The sequence below is a fragment of the Thiocapsa sp. genome (assembly GCF_022340925.1).
In the GTDB taxonomy this organism is placed as follows: Bacteria; Pseudomonadota; Gammaproteobacteria; order Chromatiales; family Chromatiaceae; genus Thiocapsa.
The window spans coordinates 25,248-45,502 of sequence record NZ_JAJDNA010000069.1 but is presented as its reverse complement, the minus strand read 5'-3'; the positions used below and the strand labels follow the sequence as shown (position 1 = coordinate 45,502).

The 20,255-nt window shown below is 67.0% G+C and carries 16 protein-coding genes; 2 read left to right on the top strand and 14 right to left on the bottom strand.

What is annotated here, in order from left to right:
* Positions 1-93 precede the first annotated feature (93 nt).
* From LJE61_RS08880 to LJE61_RS08850, 7 genes are all read right to left on the bottom strand, one after another.
* The gene (locus LJE61_RS08880; RefSeq protein WP_296918156.1) at positions 94-1,773 is read right to left on the bottom strand and encodes a Na/Pi cotransporter family protein; all 1,680 of its coding nucleotides are present in this window, start codon (positions 1,771-1,773) and stop codon (positions 94-96) included.
* A gap of 396 nt (positions 1,774-2,169) precedes the next feature.
* Positions 2,170-4,929, bottom strand: a complete 2,760-nt coding sequence (locus LJE61_RS08875; protein WP_296918154.1) for an HAD-IC family P-type ATPase — start codon at positions 4,927-4,929, stop codon at positions 2,170-2,172.
* Positions 4,930-5,257: 328 nt separating this feature from the next.
* Positions 5,258-5,635 carry an SHOCT domain-containing protein gene (locus tag LJE61_RS08870; RefSeq protein ID WP_296918152.1) on the bottom strand — a complete coding sequence of 126 codons (378 nt, stop codon included), beginning with the start codon at positions 5,633-5,635 and terminating at the stop codon, positions 5,258-5,260.
* A gap of 164 nt (positions 5,636-5,799) precedes the next feature.
* Positions 5,800-6,555, bottom strand: coding sequence for a M14 family metallopeptidase (locus LJE61_RS08865; protein ID WP_296918150.1), 756 nt, complete (start codon positions 6,553-6,555; stop codon positions 5,800-5,802).
* Positions 6,556-6,888: 333 nt separating this feature from the next.
* On the bottom strand, positions 6,889-8,052 hold the full coding sequence (locus LJE61_RS08860; protein WP_296918148.1) for a hypothetical protein: 1,164 nt from the start codon (positions 8,050-8,052) through the stop codon (positions 6,889-6,891).
* Positions 8,053-8,084: 32 nt separating this feature from the next.
* A complete protein-coding gene (locus tag LJE61_RS08855; protein ID WP_296909495.1) occupies positions 8,085-8,846 on the bottom strand; it encodes an arginine deiminase family protein in 762 nt (253 codons plus the stop codon).
* 143 nt (positions 8,847-8,989) lie between these two features.
* The gene (locus LJE61_RS08850; RefSeq protein WP_296909494.1) at positions 8,990-9,394 is read right to left on the bottom strand and encodes an efflux RND transporter permease subunit; all 405 of its coding nucleotides are present in this window, start codon (positions 9,392-9,394) and stop codon (positions 8,990-8,992) included.
* Positions 9,395-10,110: 716 nt separating this feature from the next.
* On the opposite strand from LJE61_RS08850, the gene LJE61_RS08845 reads away from it, so the two are divergent.
* Complete coding sequence (locus tag LJE61_RS08845) at positions 10,111-12,309, top strand: cation:dicarboxylate symporter family transporter (protein WP_296909493.1); 2,199 nt, start codon at positions 10,111-10,113, stop codon at positions 12,307-12,309.
* 117 nt (positions 12,310-12,426) lie between these two features.
* Here the strand turns inward: LJE61_RS08845 and LJE61_RS08840 are convergent, their stop codons facing one another.
* The 6 genes from LJE61_RS08840 to LJE61_RS08815 are packed head-to-tail and all read right to left on the bottom strand — an operon-like array spanning position 12,427 to position 16,727.
* Positions 12,427-14,241, bottom strand: a complete 1,815-nt coding sequence (locus LJE61_RS08840) for a complex I subunit 5 family protein (protein ID WP_296918146.1) — start codon at positions 14,239-14,241, stop codon at positions 12,427-12,429.
* Positions 14,241-14,603 carry an NADH-quinone oxidoreductase subunit K gene (locus LJE61_RS08835; RefSeq protein WP_296909491.1) on the bottom strand — a complete coding sequence of 121 codons (363 nt, stop codon included), beginning with the start codon at positions 14,601-14,603 and terminating at the stop codon, positions 14,241-14,243. Before LJE61_RS08835 ends, LJE61_RS08840 begins: the two co-directional genes overlap by 1 nt.
* Positions 14,600-15,562, bottom strand: a complete 963-nt coding sequence (locus LJE61_RS08830; RefSeq protein ID WP_296909490.1) for a hydrogenase subunit MbhD domain-containing protein — start codon at positions 15,560-15,562, stop codon at positions 14,600-14,602. Before LJE61_RS08830 ends, LJE61_RS08835 begins: the two co-directional genes overlap by 4 nt.
* Positions 15,555-15,881: a monovalent cation/H(+) antiporter subunit G gene (locus tag LJE61_RS08825; RefSeq protein WP_519972623.1), complete on the bottom strand. Its 327-nt coding sequence runs from the start codon at positions 15,879-15,881 to the stop codon at positions 15,555-15,557. Before LJE61_RS08825 ends, LJE61_RS08830 begins: the two co-directional genes overlap by 8 nt.
* 2 nt (positions 15,882-15,883) lie before the next feature.
* Positions 15,884-16,198 (bottom strand): MrpF/PhaF family protein, encoded by a 315-nt coding sequence (locus LJE61_RS08820; RefSeq protein WP_296909488.1) that lies wholly within the window; start codon positions 16,196-16,198, stop codon positions 15,884-15,886.
* Complete coding sequence (locus tag LJE61_RS08815; protein WP_296909487.1) at positions 16,191-16,727, bottom strand: Na+/H+ antiporter subunit E; 537 nt, start codon at positions 16,725-16,727, stop codon at positions 16,191-16,193. The genes LJE61_RS08820 and LJE61_RS08815 overlap by 8 nt, the downstream gene beginning before the upstream one ends.
* A gap of 662 nt (positions 16,728-17,389) precedes the next feature.
* Between LJE61_RS08815 and LJE61_RS08810 the strand changes: the two genes are divergently transcribed.
* Entirely contained in the window at positions 17,390-19,327 is a 1,938-nt protein-coding gene (locus LJE61_RS08810; RefSeq protein WP_296918144.1) for a mechanosensitive ion channel family protein, read from the top strand.
* A gap of 56 nt (positions 19,328-19,383) precedes the next feature.
* On the opposite strand, the gene LJE61_RS08805 is transcribed toward LJE61_RS08810, so the two are convergent.
* Positions 19,384-20,190, bottom strand: a complete 807-nt coding sequence (locus tag LJE61_RS08805; protein WP_296918141.1) for a DUF481 domain-containing protein — start codon at positions 20,188-20,190, stop codon at positions 19,384-19,386.
* Positions 20,191-20,255 lie beyond the last annotated feature (65 nt).

The following is a 20,255-nucleotide window of genomic DNA, read 5'->3' as shown; positions in this document are numbered from 1 at the left end:
TTGCGGGCGCTGCGGCTGCGGTTACCGCGAGAAGACCAACAAAGACGCGTTTCTGGATCCGACCGTGCAGGAGCGCTGAGACCGTCGTGATGCCTAGACCGACAGTTCCCCGACGAGAACGCCCCGTGGCAGTACCGAGATGGCCATGTGCTCAGCCACGTTGTAAATGCGACGCAGCTTGTCGAGTATCTCAAGCTGCACCCTGTGCTTGAGCAGGCGGTTCGGGTCATCCTGGGCGAGGCGCGCGGCCTGCTGTCGGTGCAACTCGGAACTGAGCTCCAGCATCGCGTTGCGATTCGCGACAACGGTCTGCGCCGCCCGCTCGTCACCCTCCACCAGTGCCCGCAGCCCCGCATGCGCTGACTCCTGTATCGTCTGAAACAGACGTTCCAGCAGCTCAGTGGTCTCTGGCGAAGGCGTGATGGCCGCTTCCTGAAGGGTCCGGGCCAGCGGCACCAGTTCGCGGCTGATCGCCGCACTCATGTTCTCGATGTCGCCGGTGGCCGCAACCAGCCTTGCATGCTCTTCAGCTTCGGCATCGCTCAGCTCGCTGCGACCGACGTGCTGCAGATAGGCGAGCACCGCTTCGCGCAGCACCACGACCTGATCATGTTGCTGCGAGAGGTCGCTGAGATCCCTGGCGGCGAAGGCCGACTTGAGCCTCGCCAGCATCGCTTCGGTCAGCTCCCCCATATGCCCGAGCTCCATCCGCGCCCGCTCCAAGGCAATCGATGGCACCCGAATCAATTCCTTGTCGAGGTACTTTGGGCGGATGATTGCCCGCGCCTCAACCGGCCGGTCCGGGATGATCTTGGTGGCCAACTTTGCAAACAACGCGGCGAACGGCAGGAACATCACCGTGTTGGCAGTGGCCCAGATGGTTGCCGCGTTTGCGATCTGGCGCGGCACCTCCTCGGCGAGCCGCTCCACGCCCTCCAGATGCGCCGCCACCGGCGAAACCATCTCGGCGACCGCCGCGATCTGGGGGATGAACGGCAGCCAAATCAGGGCGCCCAACACATTGAACAGGACGTGCACGGCTGCCGCGCGCTTGGCATCCTGTGGTTTGCCGATCGCGGCGAGTACCGCCGTGATCCCGGTCCCGATCTTGGCCCCGAACAGGATCGCGATGCCCGCCGGCAGCGAGAGCAGCCCCTGGGTCGCCATCACCACCGCGAGACCGATGGTTGCCGAGGACGATTGCACCAGCGCCGTGAACACCGCACCGGCCAGCATCCCAAGAAACGGATTTTGCAGGGATTGCAGGAGCTCGGCAAAGCCCGCATGCGTGCGCAACGGCGACATGGCCGCGCCCATCGCCGCCATGCCGTAGAAGATCAGACCTAGCCCCATGAACATGGCGCCATAGTGGCGTGCGACGCCCTGCTTCCACACGGAGGTCATGAGAAACCCGATGGCGATCAGCGGAAAGGCAAGGGCGGTCGTGTTGAACGCCACGATCTGCGCCGTCATCGTGGTGCCCACATTGGCACCGAAAATCACCCCCACCGACTGCACCAGGGTCATGAGCCCGGCACTCACGAACCCCACCACGAGCACCGTGGTCACCGAAGAAGACTGGATCACCGCGGTCACGATGGCTCCGGTGACGGAACCCAATACAGGGTTACCTGTGAGCTTGGCCAACAGCGTGTTCATCTGCTTGCCGGCCGCTGCCTTCAACCCGTCGGTCATCTTCTCCATGCCGTACAGGAACAGCGCGAGCCCGCCGAGCAGCTCGATGGTCATTGTCAGGGGGGCCAGTTCAGTCATGGGCGATCTCTCTGTTCTATGAGCAATGCGATGATCCGCTTAACCATCTGCACCAAGGGTCGTTACGCCGCCCATTGGTATCATTTTGATCGTGGATCGCTGGCGCGCACGACTTGCCTGTCTTCGAAGCTGAGCTCGACGATGGTCCCCGGGACGTTGGGCGCCGCGCCGATCACGGGCGCCTGCACACCCGCGCCTGCGAGCTGCAGGGGTTGAATGGATCAACCAGGACGTGCACGGCGCTCGCCGCAACGAGCACCCCGAGGAGGATCTCGCCGGTCAAGCGGCGCCGTGTCGGTGACGTCACGGCCGCCTTCGCCGCCGGCGGCGCCGGGACCTCGACCGCCGCGGCAGGGGGGGCGGCACAGCCCCCCGGGGCGGCGTGGGGAGGATCGGTCACGGCATCGCCGCCCCGGTCTTGGCGCCCCCGGCCTCCACCGAGGTCACGGCACGGCGCAAGCTGGGGATGAGGCGAATGACGAGCTTCTCCAACTCCACGATCAGGAAGAACACGAACCCACCCAGGAACAGCCACGGCCAGATCTCGAGCGGGATCGGCTCGTTGTGGAAGAGGTACTGCAAAGGCGGCGCATAGGTGAACAGGAGCTGGAGCACCACCACTGCCCCGATCCCGAGCGGCAGGTAGCCGTTGCCGAGATGGGCCCGGAGAGAGAGAGAGGAGTCGAGCAGGTAACGGCTGTTGAGCAGGTAGAAGACCTGCCCGATGGTGATCGCGTTGACGGCAACGGTGCGGGCGAGGTCATCGGAGAGGCCTTGGCCCAGCATCCAGAAGAAGGCCGTGAGGGTATAGGCGAGCAAGGCCAGACCGACGAAGATCACGCGCCAGATCCCGAATCCGGTGAGGATCGGGCGATCGACCGCCCGCGGGGGCCGGCGCATGACATCCCGCTCATGAGGCTCGAACGCGATCACCAGCCCCAGCGCGACCGAGGTCACCATGTTCACCCACAGGACCTGGGGCGCGGTGATCGGCATGGTGAATCCGAAGAAGATCGCCACCGCGATGACCAGCGCCTGGGCGACGTTGGTCGGCAGCATGAACAGGATGGCCTTCTCGATGTTGTTGTAGACGGTGCGACCCTCCTTCACGGCGGCGGTGATGGAGGCGAAGTTGTCATCGGCCAGGATCATGCCGGCGGCCTCCTTGGTCACCTCCGTCCCCTTGATCCCCATGGCGACGCCGATGTCGGCCTTCTTGAGCGAGGGGGCATCGTTCACCCCATCGCCGGTCATGGCGACGATCTGCCTGTTCGCCTGGATGGCCTTCACCAGGCGCAGCTTGTGCTCAGGGCTGGCGCGGGCGAAGACGTCCGCGTCGCGGACAGCGTCCTGCAGCGCTGCCTCGTTCATCTCCTCGATCTCGGCGCCCGCCACCGCCGTCTTGCCGTCGCCGATGCCGAGCATCTTGGCGATGGCCGCGGCGGTGATCTTATGGTCGCCGGTGATCATGGTGACCCGGATGCCGCCCTCGTGGCAGGCGTGTACCGCGTCGATGGCCTCCTGGCGGGGCGGGTCGAGCAGGCCGACCAGCCCGAGCAGCACCAGGTTCCGGGGCAGGTCGCCCGGGCCCAAGCTGCCCGCCACGAGCCCCGGGTTATCGATCCACGCCAGCGCGAGCACCCGCTCGCCCTGGCCCGCGAGGCGATCGGCGATCTCCATGAAGCGCTCCCGCTCGAGCGGTGCCGGCTCGCCGGATCGGGTCTGCTGGCGATCGCAGTGGGCCAGGATCACCTCGGGCGCGCCCTTGGCCAGGAGGATCTCCCGACCATCGGCCGATCGGTGGAGGGTTGCCATGAACTTGTGCTCGGACTCGAAGGGGATGGCGTCGATGCGCGGCCAGGCGGTGAGCTCCGCCTGGCGCTCCAGGCCCAGCTTGCCCGCGAAGGGGTAGAGCGCGCCCTCGGTCGGGTCCCCCTCGACCTTCCAGACGCCGTCCTCCTCGCGCAGCACCGCGTCGTTGCACAGCATCGAGACGCGCCCGAGCAATCCCAGCACAGGATCCTCGCCGGCCGGCTGGCCGTCCTTCGTGACCGCGCCCTCGGGCGCGTACCCGTTGCCGCTGACCTGATACTCGGACTCGGCCGTGACCGCCGAGACCACCATCATCTCCATCAGGGTCAGCGTGCCGGTCTTGTCGGAGCAGATCCGTGACACTGAGCCCAGGGTCTCGACCGCGGGCAGACGGCGGATGATGGCGTTGCGGCTCGCCATGCGCTGCACGCCGATGGCGAGCGCAATGGTGATGATCGCGGGAAGCCCTTCCGGGATCACCGAGACCGCGATCCCCACCACCGCCTGGAACAGCTCCACGAACTCCATGCCCTTCACCCACTTGCCGTAGGCGAAGACCAGGACGCTCACCACGGCGATCACGGCGGTGATGGCATAACCGAACCGCTTGATCTGGCGCAGCAGCGGCGTCTCGAGCGCGCTCACCCCGGCGAGCAACGCATTGATGCGCCCCAGCTCGGTCCCGGCGCCGGTGGCGACCACCAACCCGGTGGCCCGGCCGGACACCACCATGGTCCCCGAGAAGCCCATGTTATGGCGGTCCCCGACGGTCGCCTTCTCGGGCACCGGGTCGATGGACTTGTCCGCCGGCACCGACTCCCCGGTCAGCGCCGCCTCCTCGGTGCGCAGGTTCTTGGCCTCGACGAGGCGCAGGTCCGCCGGGATCTTGTCCCCGGACTCGAGCAGCACGACGTCCCCGGGCACCAGCTCCTCGGCGGGGATCAGGCGCGTCTCGCCCCCGCGCAGGGTGCGCGCCTCGGCGGAGAGCATGTTGCGGATGGACTCCAGGGCCTTCTCGGCCTTGCCCTCCTGAATGAACCCCAGCAGGGCGTTGATGAGGACCACGCCGAAGATGATCCCGGCGTCGATCCACAGGTTCAGCATCAGCTTGGTGAAGCCGGCGCCCAGCAGCACATAGACCAGCACATTGTTGAGCTGGGAGAGGAAACGCTTGAGGGGCCCGCGCTTCTTGCCCGCCGGCAGGCGGTTCGGCCCGTGCTCTCCCAGGCGTCTGGTCGCTTCGGACGCGGCGAGCCCCTGCGCCGGATCCGTGGCGAGTCCTGCCACGACTTCGTCCACGGGCAGGGTGTGCCAGGTCGGGCTGGCCGGTTTGGTCTCGTTCATGCGCCTTGCCTCTCGGTCTATTCACGAAGCGGAGCTCGGGGGGCGCCGACTGATTGCGCTTCCCGTCCGGGCCATGGATGGCCCGGCTTTTTCATTCACCTAACTGACTGAAAATGGAACGAATCGGGAACTGCGGTTTCGATTCAAGAGCTGAACATATGCCAGGGTGGGCATTTGATCAGCATCCCCGTATGGATCGCGTGCGATCTCGCGCAGCGAGCCGATCGCGCGACAGGCTGGCCCTTGATCCCTTGTCTTCGGGCATATCGGACTGAAGGGGGGTGCGCTCCCGCTTCCGCAGCCGATTCATCCCAAGTCCGACGGGCTCCTAGGCGAGCGCCTTCTGCTTGAGTCGGTCGAACTCGCCCTGGCTGATGGTACCCGCGTCGAGCAACGCCTTGGCGTCCGCGATCTGTTCGGCGGGGGATTTGCCCGCCACCTGTCGGATGTAGGCCTCGGTGTCCGACTTGGACCGTTCCAGCGCGGAGCGTTGCCGCTCCGCCATGCCCTTGCCGCGAGCCAGCACATAGACTAGCGCCGTCAAGAACGGCACGAGGAGGAGGCCGATCAGCCACAAGGCCTTGTAGCCTCCGGTCAGCTCGGGGTCGCGAAACAGGTCCACGACGATATGGAAGAGGATGATCAGGTAAGCGACGAACAAGAAGCTCGACGCGATCAGATACAGGATGTCCCAGAAGTTGCTCATTGTTATCGGCTCATGGATGGAGGAGAAGATCGAGGCGATGCGACCAGACTCAGTATACAAGACCGAGCTGACTCGCCTCGGAGGCCGTGAACTTCTCAAGTTGCCCTCAGATCACCAGCTCCCAAAGGTGGGGCGGCTCTCGCGCCAGATACTTCGACTCGCCGTCAATCTGGGTGGCCCCGAGACCGCCAATCAGCAAATGGCCGCTTGAGATTCGGTGCTTTCGCGCTCTGCTCGGATACGAACCTTTCAACGTCGCCGCGGCCGATCAGGTCCTGCTTGTCCTTTACGTCGTCTAGCCTGACGCCGGCGTCAGCGCGTTCCGCCCAATGACAGGCGACGCACATTGGCCCGTCTGGGCGCACGCAGAAGGTTGTGCCAGTGAGCATCTGCTCCAAGGTGGTGCTCAGCACACAGGGATCCGGAACGCCGAGGTCACCCAAGCCATATCGATCCGTGAAGTGCCGTACGCATCCCATCGTCCTCATGCACCAAAGGCTCACAGACAGGGAGATTCGCGATTGACAGCATAGGCCCGGCGACACCCGGTCGGGCGAACAGGTTGTCGGTATCCTCGACACCCGCATGTCAGGCTCGACGCCACGCCGAGCTCCGGCGTCCGGGCGGTTGCCGAACTGCTTCCCGGGCCACATCCGGTTCATGTCGATGAGGCTGTCGCCCTGGGCCGCGATCGGCCATTTGCGCAGCGTGAATTCCTTCGCCGGCCGCGCGACATCGAATACCGCGATCACCGAGCCTGACATGTTCGCCGGATCCAGCCCCTCGAAGGATTGGCGAATGGCCTCCACTGGGCTGATCTCATCGCCATGCACGCCCGCGACCAGGAAGAGCGCGATGTTGATGACCATCGCCGCCACCGCGAAGGCCGAGGCCGAGGCACCAGTGGAGAGCCGCTCCATCGCATACAGCAGGGTGGCGATGGTCTGGTGTCGACGAACCCCGCCACCGGGCTCAGCAATCCGTAAACGCCGTTGACGGGTGCGAGGATCAGCTGCTCGACCCGCTCGCCGACGGTGAGGGGGGAGTCGATCCGCTCGTAGCTGCCCGGAATCGGGGACCCGTCCGAATCGGTGGCGTACTGCCCCGGTGGGATGAAGAATGCCGCCACCCAGACCAGCACGGTGACGATCGCCAGCGTCGTCACCGTGCCGGGAACCGGAAGCTGCCCTTGCGTACCTGGGGTCGGGGTAGATCGCTCAAGCTCTCGTCGGCCATGACCGCTCCCAGGGGACTCAAAAGGACTTGCGGACCATCATCCAGATCTCGGTGGAGCTGTAGTCGCTGAAGGCGTCGTCGCCCTCGTCGCGGATGTAGAGCACCTCGGGCCGCAGCGACCAGCCGGGGGCGAAGGTATAGGTCAGCCCGCCGCCGAGCTCGTAGATGTCGAGATCGGGCCGCAGCAGGCCTGGATCGCCGAAGGCGTCCGCGTAGGGCACGTCCTCGTGAGTGCCGTTGTGCTCCCATAGGCCGAGCAGGAACATGCCGAGGCGATCGCTGAAATCCATGGCCCAGTCGATCTGGACCCCGTAGATGTCCTGGTCTCCCCCGCGGCGGTCGAACTTCGCCCACTCGCGGCCTCCGTTGAGGGTCAGGGTCAGGGCGGCCTTGCCCTCGAGCATGGACCGGGTCCAGCCCACCCAGACCTGGGCGATATCGCGGCTGCGGTCGCGCTCGCCGCCCCTGGGATACTCGCGGGTGCGCACCTCCCCCTGGAGCAGGATCTCGTTGTTCGGGTCGAGGACGAAGGAGCGGTTGGCGAAAAGGCCATAATCCTGGCGATAGCCGTCGCCACCCCGGTAGCTCGCCCGGCCGCGGACGCCGATCGACTGGCTGCCCTTGTCGAGCGACTGGATCAGGGCGGCGGTCCAGCGCAGATCCTCGTCATCGCGCCGATCGGTGTCGTCGTGGTAGCGGAACTGATAGTCCAGGTTGCCGTCGACTGCGATCGCATCGCTGACAATGTAGGCCAATCCACCACCGACACGGGCCTCCCAGAGCCAATCCCGGGCGGGGTCGCCGCCCAGTGCATTGGTGGTGCGGGTGACGTTCTCCCGGTAGTAGCCACCGCCGGTCTCCGCGAAGCCGAAGGCGCTCAGCCGCTTGCCCTCCCGATAGCCCTTCGCCGCCTTGGCATAGATCTCGGCCTGCTGGCGCAGGTCCGGGGGCAGGGTGTCGAAGCGCAGGACCTGCTCAAACTCCTGCACGGCGCGGGCGTATTCACCGCGCTCCAGGTAGGCCTGACCCTGGGTCAGGTGGTCGACGACCGGGTCCGCCCCGGCTGGGGCCGCGACCGCGGTCGGCTCGGCGTCGAGCGCCGCTCCCCCCAGCACCAGCGCGGCGCCTAGGAGCAATGTTGGAAAGCAACTCCGGATCGGAGCGTTCGGAATCGGGCTCACTCGTACTCTCCGGGGCGTGTCGGGGGCAAGGTCTACGACAGGCCGGGCTTCGCAGGCGCGCCCGCCCTGCCGGGGATCAGAAGTCCACCGCATCCCGGATCAGCGGGCAGGTCATGCAGTGCCCGCCCCCCGCGACCGCGGCCGAGCTCGGAGCCGACGATGGTGATGACCTCGACCCCGGCCTTGCGCAGCTCGGTGTTGGTCCAGGTGTTGCGGTCGCAGGCGACGACAACACCCGGCGAGACCGCGACCAGGTTGTTGCCGCTGTCCCACTGCGCCCGCTCGGAGGCGTAATGGTCGTCGCCGGTCTCGATCACGCGCAGCGCCTTGAGGTTCAGGGCCTCGGCGACGACGTCGGTGAAGGGCCGCTTCTCCAGCGTGGCATCGACCCCATCCGCCTTGTCGCTAGGTCGCAGCGAGATCGCGTGCATCTGGTCCATGATCGGCCGGTACAGGGTCACGAGGTCGCGGTCGGCGAAGGTGAAGACCGTATCCAGGTGCATGGCCGAGCGCAGCTTGGGCATGGCGGTGACGATGACGCGCTGGGCGGCCCCGTTCGCAAACCGCGCCCGGGCTGCCTGAGAAATGGCGTGGTGCGAGGTCCGCTCGCTCATGCCGATCAGCACCACGCCGTTGCCCACCGGCATGACGTCGCCGCCCTCCAGCGTCGCCCGACCGAAGTTCCGGTCCGGATCGCCCCACCGGACCTGGATATTGGCGTCGGCGAAGCTCGGGTGGAACCTGTAGATGGCGGTGGTGAGCAGCGTGTCCTCGCGACGGGCCGGCCAGAACATCGGGTTGAGCGTCGCGCCGCCGCAGATCCAGCAGGTGGTGACGCGTGTAGAGGGTGTTCGGCAGTGGCGGCAGCAGATACTCGGTGACGCCATGGACAGGCGCGGCAGGGGTTTGGCGACTCATGATGGAAGCTCCTCCCGTATCAGATCGTGATCATAAAGCCGGTCGGTACCTTCGCGAAGAGCCAGACAGTGCCGGCCATGGAGGCAGCGATGATGAGCACGGCGATGAAGGCGCGCCGCCCGAGCGAGGCGACGCTGCGCGCATAACCGTCGCGGCTCCAGTCCAGGACGTTGAAGAACCAGCGCAGCGGGCCTCTCGGCTTGTGCGAGGGACGCAGCAGCAGGCCGCAGAGTGCGGGACTCAGGGTGAGCGCGATCAGCGAGGACAGGGTCACCGCGACCGAGATGGTCACCGCGAATTGCAGATAGAGCTGGCCGGTGATCCCGGGCAGGAAGGCGGTCGGCACGAACACCGCGCAGAGCACCAGGGTCGCGCGCCAGTCGCCGAGAAAGGCGTAGGTCACCAAGATGACCAGCGAGATCACCGTCGCGAAGCGCGCGCGGGAGATCGTGCGGCTCCGCTAACTCGCCTTGCTCGCAGCCGGCGAGGCCGATCGCCAGCGTCACGACTGACAGGTCGAGTATTCACGTCATCTTGAGGCCTTCGGGGTCCGATGCAGTGTGCCGATCGACATCATGGATCGAGGGCCGCCGGCTTTGACGAGCGGCTGCCGACTCCCTCGTCTCGCGTCGGCAATGATGCGCGCCCAGCACGAGCGCTGAGGAGTGCATGACCGCGGATTGTCGCTGACGGCTCAGTTTTCGTTCCCAACAGCTCACTTTTTTGGCGTCGGTGACGGATGATGCTCCCGCGAGCCCATCCCGCAGAGTCGGTTCAACGCAGGTACCCTCATGCGATGACCCGAGAGCGTCGCTGGTCGAACATGAGGTCCCGTCTGAAACAGGAGATCCTGTCTGATAGACTGCCGGCATCGCGTTTGAAACGAAGCGGAGAGGCATCCGCGATGGCGGCGCGCGACTTGGTCGTTCCGTCGGCGACGCCATCGGTCTCGACGCCGGGTCCGCCCGCGAAGTGCGCTTTGAACGAGAAAAACTGAGCCGTCGGCGAGAGCGGAATCGAGCCGCCGGTTGCCCTGAACCGCGAAGAGGGACTGCGTATCGCACTTGTCGGGCTCGCATGCTGATGCGAGAGGACCGTCGGTCCGTCGCGGCGGCATGTCCCGCAAAAGGAGTCACGGGTATGAGCTCGAAAACCGAACAGCAGCGCCGCCGGCTCGGTATCGCCACGCAGGTCTTCATCGGGCTCGGGCTCGGGATCCTGACGGGGGTATTCTTCGGAGAGCGCGTCGCCTTCCTGCAGATCGGGGGCGACATCTTCATTGCCCTGCTTCAGGTCACGGTCATCCCCTACGTCGTCGTGGCGCTCATCACCTCGCTCGGCCGACTGACCTTCGCCGAGGCCAAGCAGCTGGGGCTCAAGGCGGGCAGCGTGCTGATCCTGCTTTGGATCGTCGGTCTGGGGGTGGTGCTGGCGACCCCTTTGGCCTTCCCGAGCTGGCCGTCCGCCTCCTTCTTCAGCGTCAGTCAGATCCAGGAGCCCACCGCGGTCGATTTCCTGAGCCTTTACATCCCCTCCAATATCTTCGCCGCTCTCTCCAATGCGATCGTGCCGGCGATCGTCGTCTTCAGCATCCTGTTCGGCGTGGCGCTGATCGGAGTCAAGAGCAAGACCCGCTTCGTCGACCTGCTCACCACCGTCGGCGACACCCTGATGACCATGACCGGTTTCATCGGCCGACTCGCGCCCTATGGTGTCTTTGCGATCACCGCCGCGGCGGCCGGAACCATCGACGTGGCCGACCTCGCCCGCCTCCAGGTCTATCTCGTCATCTATGTCGCCATGGCCCTGATCCTGAGCCTCTGGATCATTCCGGGCCTGATCGCCGCCCTGACACCGCTGCGCTACGGCAGCGTCATCCGCGCCTTCCGCGGTCCCCTGATCACGGCCTTCGCGACCGCGAATGTCCTCATCGTTCTCCCGGTGCTGGCGGCCGATGCCAAGCGCCTGATCGAGGAGACCGATGAACGAACCAGCCCGCAGGAAGAATCGGCCATCGATATCCTGATCCCGGCGGCCTTTCCTTTCCCCAACCTGGGGCTGGTCCTGTCGCTCATGTTCGTCCTTTTTGGTGGCTGGTTCGTCGGCGCGTCTGTGTCCGTCAGTGATTATCCGCTCATCGCCGGGGCCGGCCTGGCGAGCCTCTTCGGCAGCACCGTCCTTGCGCTCCCCTTTCTCTTCGACCTTTTGCGCCTCCCGGCCGATCTGTTCCAGGTCTTCATCACCGTCGACGTCATCGGAGCCCGCTTCGGGACCCTGCTGGCCGGCATGCACATCATCGCCATCGCCCTGATCGGCGCCTATGCGCTGGAAGGCGCTCTACAGGTCCGCATCCGGCGCCTGCTGCGGTTCGCGCTCGTCTCGGTCGTGCTGGTGCTCGCCGCCCTGATCGGAATCCGGGCTTTCTATACCTATGTCTTCGTCGCCCCCTTCACCAAGGATGAGTTGCTCGCGGGACTCTTCTTCCAGAGCGAGCCGCAACCACATATCGTGTATCGTGACCAACCGCCAGCGCCTGACCCGGACACCGTGTCGGCGCCTGGCACGCTGGCCCGCATCCAGGAGACCGGTCTCCTACGCAGCTGTTATCGGCGCAGCGATTACCCGTCCGCCTTCTTCAACCGTGACCGTGAGCTGGTGGGATTCGACATCGAGATGACCCACCGGCTCGCGCACGCGCTGGATGCGCGGATCGCATTCATCCCGGTGGACTCGGTCTCGGGTGCCGAGGCGTCACTCGCTCGAGGCGAATGCGATGTCTTCATGTCCTTGATGCCGATCGTCCCGGACATGACCCTGAGCTTTGCGATGACGGTGCCTGTGATCGAGAGTCCACTCAGCGTGATCGTCGAGGATCACCGCAGACGCGACTTCGAGACCTGGGACGCGATCAAGTCCGCCGGTGCGATCCGGATCGCGACCACGAACAACGCAGCCACGCCTCGCCTGATTCGACGCATGCTTCCCGACGCACAGGCGCTGGTGCTCGCCGAAAGCCCTGCACTCGACGAGCTGCTGAGCGAGGACCCGACGTCGGTCGATGCCATCCTGATGGCAGCCGAGGAGGCCGCGGCTTGGACCATCCGGTATCCGCGGTTCAACGTGACCGTGCCGAAGCCAATCCGGATGATCCCGTTTGGTTATGCCGTGCCGCACGAGGGCGATCCGCATCTGTTGAATTTCATCAACACCTGGCTGATCAACGCCCAAGGCTATGGCACGGTCGATCAGCTCTATCGTTACTGGATGCTGGGGGAGCTGGGTAGCGCACGCCCGCCGCGTTGGTCCATCGCTCGCGATCTGCTCGGGTGGATCGACTGACGGGATCGGAGGCGGGCCCATGGGCGTCGCGGGGGACGTGTCGAGCCGCTCGTTCTCGGTCTTCGCCGCTTCGGGCGCCATGGCGACCGACGAGATCATCCGCAGCGAGATGATCGCTCAAGTCACACAGGCTCGTGCGCCGAACGCAAACCCCACGCCCAGCGTCAGCACCAGCGCCAGAAGCGAGAACCCGGCCACCGGCCAGCACCGCAAGCGGGCATCCAGCCAACCCACGGCACTGCCGAGGCCGGCGGCGCCAACGGCCGGCCAGCCCAGGGGGCCAGGCCGCCGACGCCCTCCCCAGGGGCCGAACGCCAGGACCAGGACGGCGACGACCAGCAGGGGAAGCAGCCCAGCGGCGAGGCTGCCCCAGTGGAAGGCGCCCGCCCAAGCGGTGGCGATGGGCTCGGGCGGGGGGACGCGCCCAACGGAGATGAGCTCGAAGACCTGAGCCGGGAGGAGCCCGAGCAGCAGGGAGCCCAACGCCAGGGCCAGCGCGACGAGCTCCTGGGCGCGACCGGGAGCCTTCGCCGTCGCGGGGTGCGGGCCGTGACCAGAGAGCGCGTGGCCGATGAACCACAGCAGATAGGCGGCGGTCAGGAGCCCCCCGGCGTCCAGGACCAGACCCCACCACCAGGTCCCGCCGGCCTCCGCGGCCCCCTGGAGCGCGGCCTTGACCAGATAGCCCCCACTCGGCTGGATGCCGACCAGCGAAAGCCCCGCGACGCCTGAGGCGAGGAGGGTGATCGGCAGGACCCGACCGACCCCGGCCAGGTCGCGGATCCGGTCATGCCCCAGGGCCTTGGCGATCAGCCCGGCGGCCAGGAACAAGGACCCCTTTGCCAGGGCATGTGACACCACCTGCAGGGTCCCGGCTGACAGGGCCCAGGTCGGGCCACTGGTGGTGCCGGCGAGGGGAAAGATCAGGAACAGGTAGCCGATCTGGGCCACGGTCGAGTAGGCCACCAGGAGCTTGAGGCGGGCCTGCTGCAGGGCCATGAGGTTCCCCAGCAGGATAGCCGCGGCACCCAGCACCCCGAGCGCCTGGGCGGCCGGAAGGTCCAGAAGCCCCGGGATGAGGTCGAACCAGATGCGCAGGAGGAGGAAGAAGGATCCCTTGACCACCAGGGCGGAGAGGATCGCGCTGGCCGCGGGCGGGGCACCGGCATGGGCTGGGGGCAGCCAGAGGTGCAGGGGAACCAGCGCCGTCTTGGCCATCAGCCCGACGGTCATGAGGGCGGCGGCCGCCAGGACCGATGGCGGCAGGGCGTGCGCAGCGGCGATCTGGACGGCCAGCAAGCCGATGTCCAGGGTCCCGTAGGCGCCGTAAAGGAGCACGGCACCCAGCAGGTAGAGGACCGAGCCTAGGAGCGCGAAGAGCAGGTAGCGCAAGGCTGCGGCCAGGGTCTCCGCCCGTCCGTCGAGGCTGACCAGTGGCACCGCCGAGAAGGTCAGAAGCTCCAGTGCGACGAACAGGGTGAAGAGGTCCTGCCCGAGGGCCACTGTGTTGAGCCCCGCCCAGACCCCCAGCAGGAGCATCCAGAAGGCAAGGGATCCTCGGGTTTCGCGGGCGCCGGGGGGGCGGAAGTCGCGCTGGGCGTAGACAGCAACCCCCAGCGTCACCACTGCACTGGTGAGGAGCAGGACGACGGAGAGACCGTCCGCCTTGAGGGCCACCCCGAGGGGGGGAGACCAGCCCCCCAACTGGTAGAGCATCGGCTCGCCCCCAGTGACAACGGCAGCGGCGACGACCACGGCCGCGGCGAGCCCCGCGGATAGGAGGACGAATACGAACGGGCCGAGTCGGCGCCCGCCCAGCAGCAAACCCAGGAGCAGGCCCACCACCGGCAGGATCAGCGGGACCACCAGGAGGACGCCTCCCGGAGCCGACAGCCCTGCGAGCCAGGCTGTGGGGATCGCAGACGCCTCCATCAGGGCCCGCCGTCTGACCGCGACCGAGAGGCAGGGGGGGGCTCGCCTTCGGATCTGCCCTGGTCGTTCAGCCCGGCCAGGCGTCGCAGCAAGGCGATCGCGATGGCCGTCGCGGCGAAGGCGACCACCAGGCCGGTGATCACCAGGGCCTGGGGCACCGGGTCGCCGTCGGCACCCTGGCCCGCCGCGGCGAGGGCGCCACCGCCGCGCTTGGCGATCACGCCGAACAGCAGGAAGACGCCACTGCCAAGGAGGTTGAAGGCGATGAGCTTGCGCAATGCACCCGGCTGACAGATGACACCAAAGAGTCCGACTCCCACCAACGCGGCACCGCACAATCCGAACAGCGTCTCGCCGCTCATGGTCGCGGCTCGACGCCCCCGCCATCCGCCACTGGTGGTCCGGCCAGCAGCAACCCCAGGACGAGCGCGACCGACAGGGTCAAAGCGGCCTCGATGGCCAGGATCAGCGGTTTCGCCCATTCCTCCGGGTACGCCAGGAAGGCGCCCGCCAGCCAGACACCGGCAATCCCGATTCCGACGAAGACCAGTGGGCCGAGCACCAAGAGCAGTCGCGATGCTTGGCTGGTCACCCGGGGCGCCCGGCCCAAACCCGCCACCAACACCAGGACCCACATGGCGGCCAGGACCGCGGCACCCTGGAACTTGCCGCCGGGGTCCTCGGCCCCGACCCAGACGAGATGAATCGCGACCAGGATGCCGAACGGTGGCAGCACCTGGGCGAGGAGGGTCAAGGGGCCGTTGGAGCTCAGGTCGGGCAAGGACCCGGGACGCCCGCCCCAGTCGGGGTCCGAGGACAGGGACCAGATGCCGATCAGTGCCGGGATGAGCACCAGGGTCTCGAGGAGCGTGTCGACCGCTCGATGGGCCATGAGCACGCCGGTCACCGGGTTGCCGACCCCGGTCCGCGCCAGGTTCGCATGGACCAATGGCGCAAGGGTCGGGGCGGGGTCCGGCAGGACCAGCACGACGGCGGCGAGCCCGACTGCGACGACCGCACACAGGAGCGCGATCAAGAACCGGGAGCCCTTGCCGGACACCCCGACGGCATCGAATGACGCATCCGGGGCCAGACGTGCCGCTGCGCCGAGCAGCAGGAATCCTGTCAGCCCGGCCCCCAGGGCGACCTCGGTCAGGGCCACGTCCACCGCCGCGAGCCTCACCCACACCAGCGCCAACAGGAGGCCATAGGCCATGAAACCCAGGGCCGCCCCATAAGCGGTGCGGGCAGCGTTGATCCAAAGGGCCAGCCCAAAGATGAGCAGTGCCAGGACGGCGTCGACCGCCAGGGCGCTAGTCATCGGCAGTGTCCTTCCCGGGGCCGGGAGCGGTCAGGCGCGCCCATTCGGGCGGCCGCACCGCCCCCGCCAGGAGCTGGCCCGCCGTGGCGCCGGAGAGGAGGGCCAGCAGCCACACGGCGATGAGACCGATCCAGCCCAGCGGGGAGGCGACCTGGGGCAGCAGCCCCAGTACCACCAGGCCGAGGCCCAGGTTGTCCGCCTTGGTCAGGGCATGGAGGCGGCTCAGGGTGTCGGGGAAGCGGAGCAGCCCGAGGGTTCCGGCCAGGAAGAACACTGCTCCCAGGCTTACCGCGGCCACGGTGAATAGATCGAGGGTCAGGCTCATTCGGGCTCCTCACCCCCGGTGCCCCCCTCCGCGACGCCTGGTGTCGCGCCCCCTGCCGCCCCGCGGCCGGAGCCCGCGACGAAGGCGACCGCGGCAAAGGCGGCGAGCAAGGCCAGCAGCAGGGCGAGGTCCGTGACCCCCGGCAGGCCGGTCGCCACGCCGAGCAGCAGCATCGCCGCGACACCGCCTGTCCCGAGCAGCTGTGCCGCCAGTATGCGGTCCGCATCACCGGGACCGCGCAGGATCCGGATCAAGCCGAGGGCGACCGTCACCAGCACGAAGCCCGCGGCCGCCAGCAAAAACTCATTCATCACCGAGCCCCCCCATCCTCACCCGGCGCCATAGCGCCTCGTCGCCGGCGAGCCCGGCCGCGATGGGCTTCTCCAGGTCCAGGCAGTGGTAAACCAAGGCACCGTTGGTATCGCTCCCCACCGGCAGGGTTCCCGGCATCAGGCTGGTGTAGGCCCCGAAGAGCGCCCGATCCGTGTCTGCGCGGATTCGCAGCGGATAGGCGAGATAGCCAGGATTCAGCGGCAGGCGGGGGTCGAATGCGCGCAGGGCCACGTCCACCCCGGCCAGGATGGATTGCCACAGGAAGCGCGCGGCGAGACGTGCCAGAGTCGTGAAGCGGACGCGGCCCGGGGCAGGCGGGAGCAGGCGCAGGCTGGCCCAGGTTGCTGCCAGGCTGGCGAGCAGACCCAGCACCAACTCGGCCGCCCATGCGACAGGCCCGCCCGACGGGGTCCCGGCTGCTACATCGAGCACCCCGGGGCCGGCGAGCAGGAGCCAGAACCCGAAGAAGCCGACCCCCCGCGCCATCCGCGACAGTGGTAAAGACATGGTTGATGTCCGCACCAGTCCAATGGGTTTGCCGACCGCCGGCCGTCCCTTGGGGTGCTGTCGAGTTGTTCGAATCCGCCCCGGCCGGAAGCGTCGGGGAGTCTCAACAACCGCAATTCTACCCCAAGCAGCGTCGTCGGATGCGCCGCGGGCTAGCTGGCCACATCCTTGCCTTGCTCGGCGCCCACCCTTAACCTGCCCACCCATCCACGGCTCACGTCAACACGCTCGTGCCGAGGGCCACGTCGGCGCCCTCCGCGGCCTTTTTGGTCGCGCCCCGTGAGCGACGGCCGGTTGCGGGGCATCACGCCGACTCCCCGCCTCCGTCCGTCGCACATCGGACCCGGTCCCAAGGGACCGCCCGCGTGCAGAGGTCAACCGCTCCGGAAAGCGGAGCGCTCCGACCAGGTCCGCTCGACTCTTCGGACGGCGCCGCCAACCAGCCAAGACCATTCAAGGATCCGATGACTGATCAAACAGCGATCACCTGACTCCTGGCCACCGTCCTGCAGTAGATGCCGCTCGCGCTCCCGGCACAGTCGGTTCACTGAGGCGCCGAGGCCGATGCGGACCCGGCGGCCGTCGAATCGACTTCCGGGGCCGAGCATCGGATCCCATTCGATCCAGCGCTCGTCGGTCTGCCGGACCTCCCCGATCCTCTGGTGACATCCGAGGACTTCGAGCGTGCCCAAGGGCTGATCGAGGCGCGGCTCGCCGAGCTTGTCGGACCCGGGACAGAGGGAGCGTCCGCAGAGTCGGCCGAGCCGTCGGAGGCTGCGCCCGCGGATGACGCGGCGGAGGGCCAGGCGCAAGCCCAGGATCCCAGGCTTGCCGCTCTCGAGGCCTTGTTGCTTGCGGTGGAGCAGGGCGCCGTCCTCGCCGCACGGGACCGGGATCTCGATGCATCCCTCGCCGAGGAAGAGGCCGAGCTCGACAACGTCGAGACCCAGGGTCTCGGCATCGACCCTCCCTACCCCATCGCGATCCTCGATCAGCTTCGGACCCAGCGCGCCCTGACGGAGTATTCGAACGAGTTAGTCGAGCAGCGTCGGGCGCAGGCACAGCGGCAGGTCGACCTCAGCGCCGAAGAGCTGGTGGCCGCCATGAGCGAGCGACGCGGGCTCAGGGACCGCCTGGCGACCGCCGAGGATGCCGGCACCCGCCGAGCCCTGGAACGGGACCTGGAGGTCGCCCGAATCAACACGCTGGTCGCTCTGTGGCAACACGACAACGCCCTTGCCCAGCAGAATCTGGCCAGGGACGAGGACGATTTGACCGCCGCCCAGCTCGCCTTGCTGGAGCGCAAGATCGCTGTTGTCCAGGACGATGTGATGTTTTCCCCGGAGGCGCTGGAGAGCCGGCTCGCCGAGGAGATGCCCCTGATTCAGGATCAGGTGCGCACGCTGGGCCAGCGCCTGCGCTCGGATCTCGAGCCGCGCGTCCAGGAGCGCTCCGTCGATCAGCGCCTGGAACAGGTGCAGGAGCAGCTGGCGCAATGGTGGGACACCGAGATCGCCGTGGTGCAGGACCATGGCATCTATACGCGCGACGCGGTGACGGCGCTCGGGGTGTTCCTCCTGGTCTACGTGATCGTCTGGCTTGTGCAGCTGGTGCTCCGCCGCCGCGTCCTGCCGAAGCTGGCCGCGGAGGCGAAGCAGGGGGAGGAGGAGCGGCGCACCCTGCGCGCCGTCATCTCGCCGTTGATCCGGAACACCAGTCAGCTGTTCGTTCTGGTGGTCGCCTTCTACGCCGCCATGTCCGTTTCCGGTCTCGGCCAGGGCAAGCTCCAGGAATGGCTGTGGACGCTCCTGATCGTAGCCCTTTACGTCCAGATCGGCATCTGGGCGAACGCCGGCGTCGTCGATTTCTTCGAGCGCAAGCGCTCCCCCAAGGAGCGCGAAGACCCGTCGGCAGTCACCGGCTACGGTTTGCTGCTGTTCTTCATCCGCGTCGGGATCTGGTTGATGGTCGGCGTCTCGGTGCTGACCTATTTCAAATATCCGGTCGCGGGCCTCATCGGCGCTCTCGGGGTCGGCGGCATCGCGGTGGCCTTCGCGGTGCAGAACATCCTCTCCGATGTCTTCAGCTCGATGGCCATCATCCTCGACAAGCCCTTTCGGGTCGGGGACTTCGTCGTCGCCGGCGAGACCGTCGGCGTGATCGAGCACATCGGCGTCAAGACGACCCGCATCAAGAGCCTTTCGGGCGAGCAGGTCGTCATGTCGAACACCGACCTGCTCGGAAGCTGCATCCACAACTACACGCACATGCGTGAGCGCCGGGTCGTCTTCAAGATCGGGGTGGTCTACGAGACCCCGGCCGATAAGCTCGAGCGGATCCCGGACATGATCGCCGAGATCATCCGCGCCCAGCCCAGGGCCCGCTTCGACCGGGCTCACTTCTTCGAGTACGGCGATTTCTCCCTGGTGTTCGAGATCGTCTATTACGTGTACGGCGCCGACTACGTCGTGTACATGGACACCCAGCAGGCGATCAATCTCGCCATCGACCGCCGGTTCCAGGCAGAGGGCATCAGCTTCGCCTACCCGACCCAGGAGCTGATCGTGCGGCGGACACCGGACGCCACCGCGCTCACCTGAGAGGACGCGTTGCAGCCCGGTCGGAGCAATTGTCCGGGCACCCCGGCACCGGCGGGTCACCACTCATAGCCAATCTTGAGCTTGAGGGTGGTGTCGGTGGTCTTGGTGCCAGGTGCTGGCTCGCTGTCGTAGTCGATCTCGACCTCGAGGCTTCCGACCACGCCCCAGGCCATCGGCATCCGCAGTCCGGTCCAGGAGACCCAAAGGTCCGGGTCACCCACACCCACAGACGTGTAGCCCATGCTGCGGTGATATCGCTGCAAGTGGTCGTTCCACAGGGACTGGTCATCGTCGAGGAGCAGCCCGGGGCCCCAGGCAACCGTGTCGTCCTGCTGGTAGAAGTCCTCGTACAGATAGATGGGCCCGACCTCGGCGCGCAGGTTCAGCGCCGGCCCCTCGACAAACTTGTAGCCAACTGCCGGGCCGACGAGAGACCGCAACCGGACGTCCGCGAAGTCGTCGTGGTAGAGCCTGAGCCAGCCGGAGGCATACCAGGGACTGCCCTTGAAGAAGCGGCTGTACTTGTTGTTGAGCCTCCATTTGTCCGTGGTCCTGACCCCTCGGGTGGTGTCGTATTCCAGTTGTCCAAAGCTTTCGAATTGATCTCGCAAGCGCCGGTAATCCAGCTCTAAGTCGAGGTCCAGCTCCCTCTTCGCCGAGTTCCCCTGCTCGTTCTGAAGGGCCAGGTTGACGCGGCCGCCGAGCCGATGCCCCTGCCCCAGTTCCCTGGGTTCCGGCTCGATCACTCGCACGTGCGATGCACCGACGCTCATCGGCGGGGACGGCGGGGGCCGGCGCAGGGTCAGCCGATCACCGTCTTGGGAGACGGACTCGACCCCGACGATCCGCTCGTCATCGAGCATCCCGTGCCTTGGCCGGAGGGCGATCCTCGGATCGCGACCGGCACGGCGGCCGGGTGGGGCCCAAA

Coding starts and splice junctions, on each gene's coding strand:
- LJE61_RS08880 (WP_296918156.1), bottom strand. CDS start 1,773: ATGACTGAACTGGCCCCCCTGACAATGACCATCGAGCTGCTCGGCGGG.
- LJE61_RS08875 (WP_296918154.1), bottom strand. CDS start 4,929: ATGAACGAGACCAAACCGGCCAGCCCGACCTGGCACACCCTGCCCGTG.
- LJE61_RS08870 (WP_296918152.1), bottom strand. CDS start 5,635: ATGAGCAACTTCTGGGACATCCTGTATCTGATCGCGTCGAGCTTCTTG.
- LJE61_RS08865 (WP_296918150.1), bottom strand. CDS start 6,555: ATGGAGCGGCTCTCCACTGGTGCCTCGGCCTCGGCCTTCGCGGTGGCG.
- LJE61_RS08855 (WP_296909495.1), bottom strand. CDS start 8,846: ATGTTCTGGCCGGCCCGTCGCGAGGACACGCTGCTCACCACCGCCATC.
- LJE61_RS08845 (WP_296909493.1), top strand. CDS start 10,111: ATGAGCTCGAAAACCGAACAGCAGCGCCGCCGGCTCGGTATCGCCACG.
- LJE61_RS08840 (WP_296918146.1), bottom strand. CDS start 14,241: ATGGAGGCGTCTGCGATCCCCACAGCCTGGCTCGCAGGGCTGTCGGCT.
- LJE61_RS08835 (WP_296909491.1), bottom strand. CDS start 14,603: ATGAGCGGCGAGACGCTGTTCGGATTGTGCGGTGCCGCGTTGGTGGGA.
- LJE61_RS08830 (WP_296909490.1), bottom strand. CDS start 15,562: ATGACTAGCGCCCTGGCGGTCGACGCCGTCCTGGCACTGCTCATCTTT.
- LJE61_RS08820 (WP_296909488.1), bottom strand. CDS start 16,198: ATGAATGAGTTTTTGCTGGCGGCCGCGGGCTTCGTGCTGGTGACGGTC.
- LJE61_RS08815 (WP_296909487.1), bottom strand. CDS start 16,727: ATGTCTTTACCACTGTCGCGGATGGCGCGGGGGGTCGGCTTCTTCGGG.
- LJE61_RS08805 (WP_296918141.1), bottom strand. CDS start 20,190: ATGCTCGATGACGAGCGGATCGTCGGGGTCGAGTCCGTCTCCCAAGAC.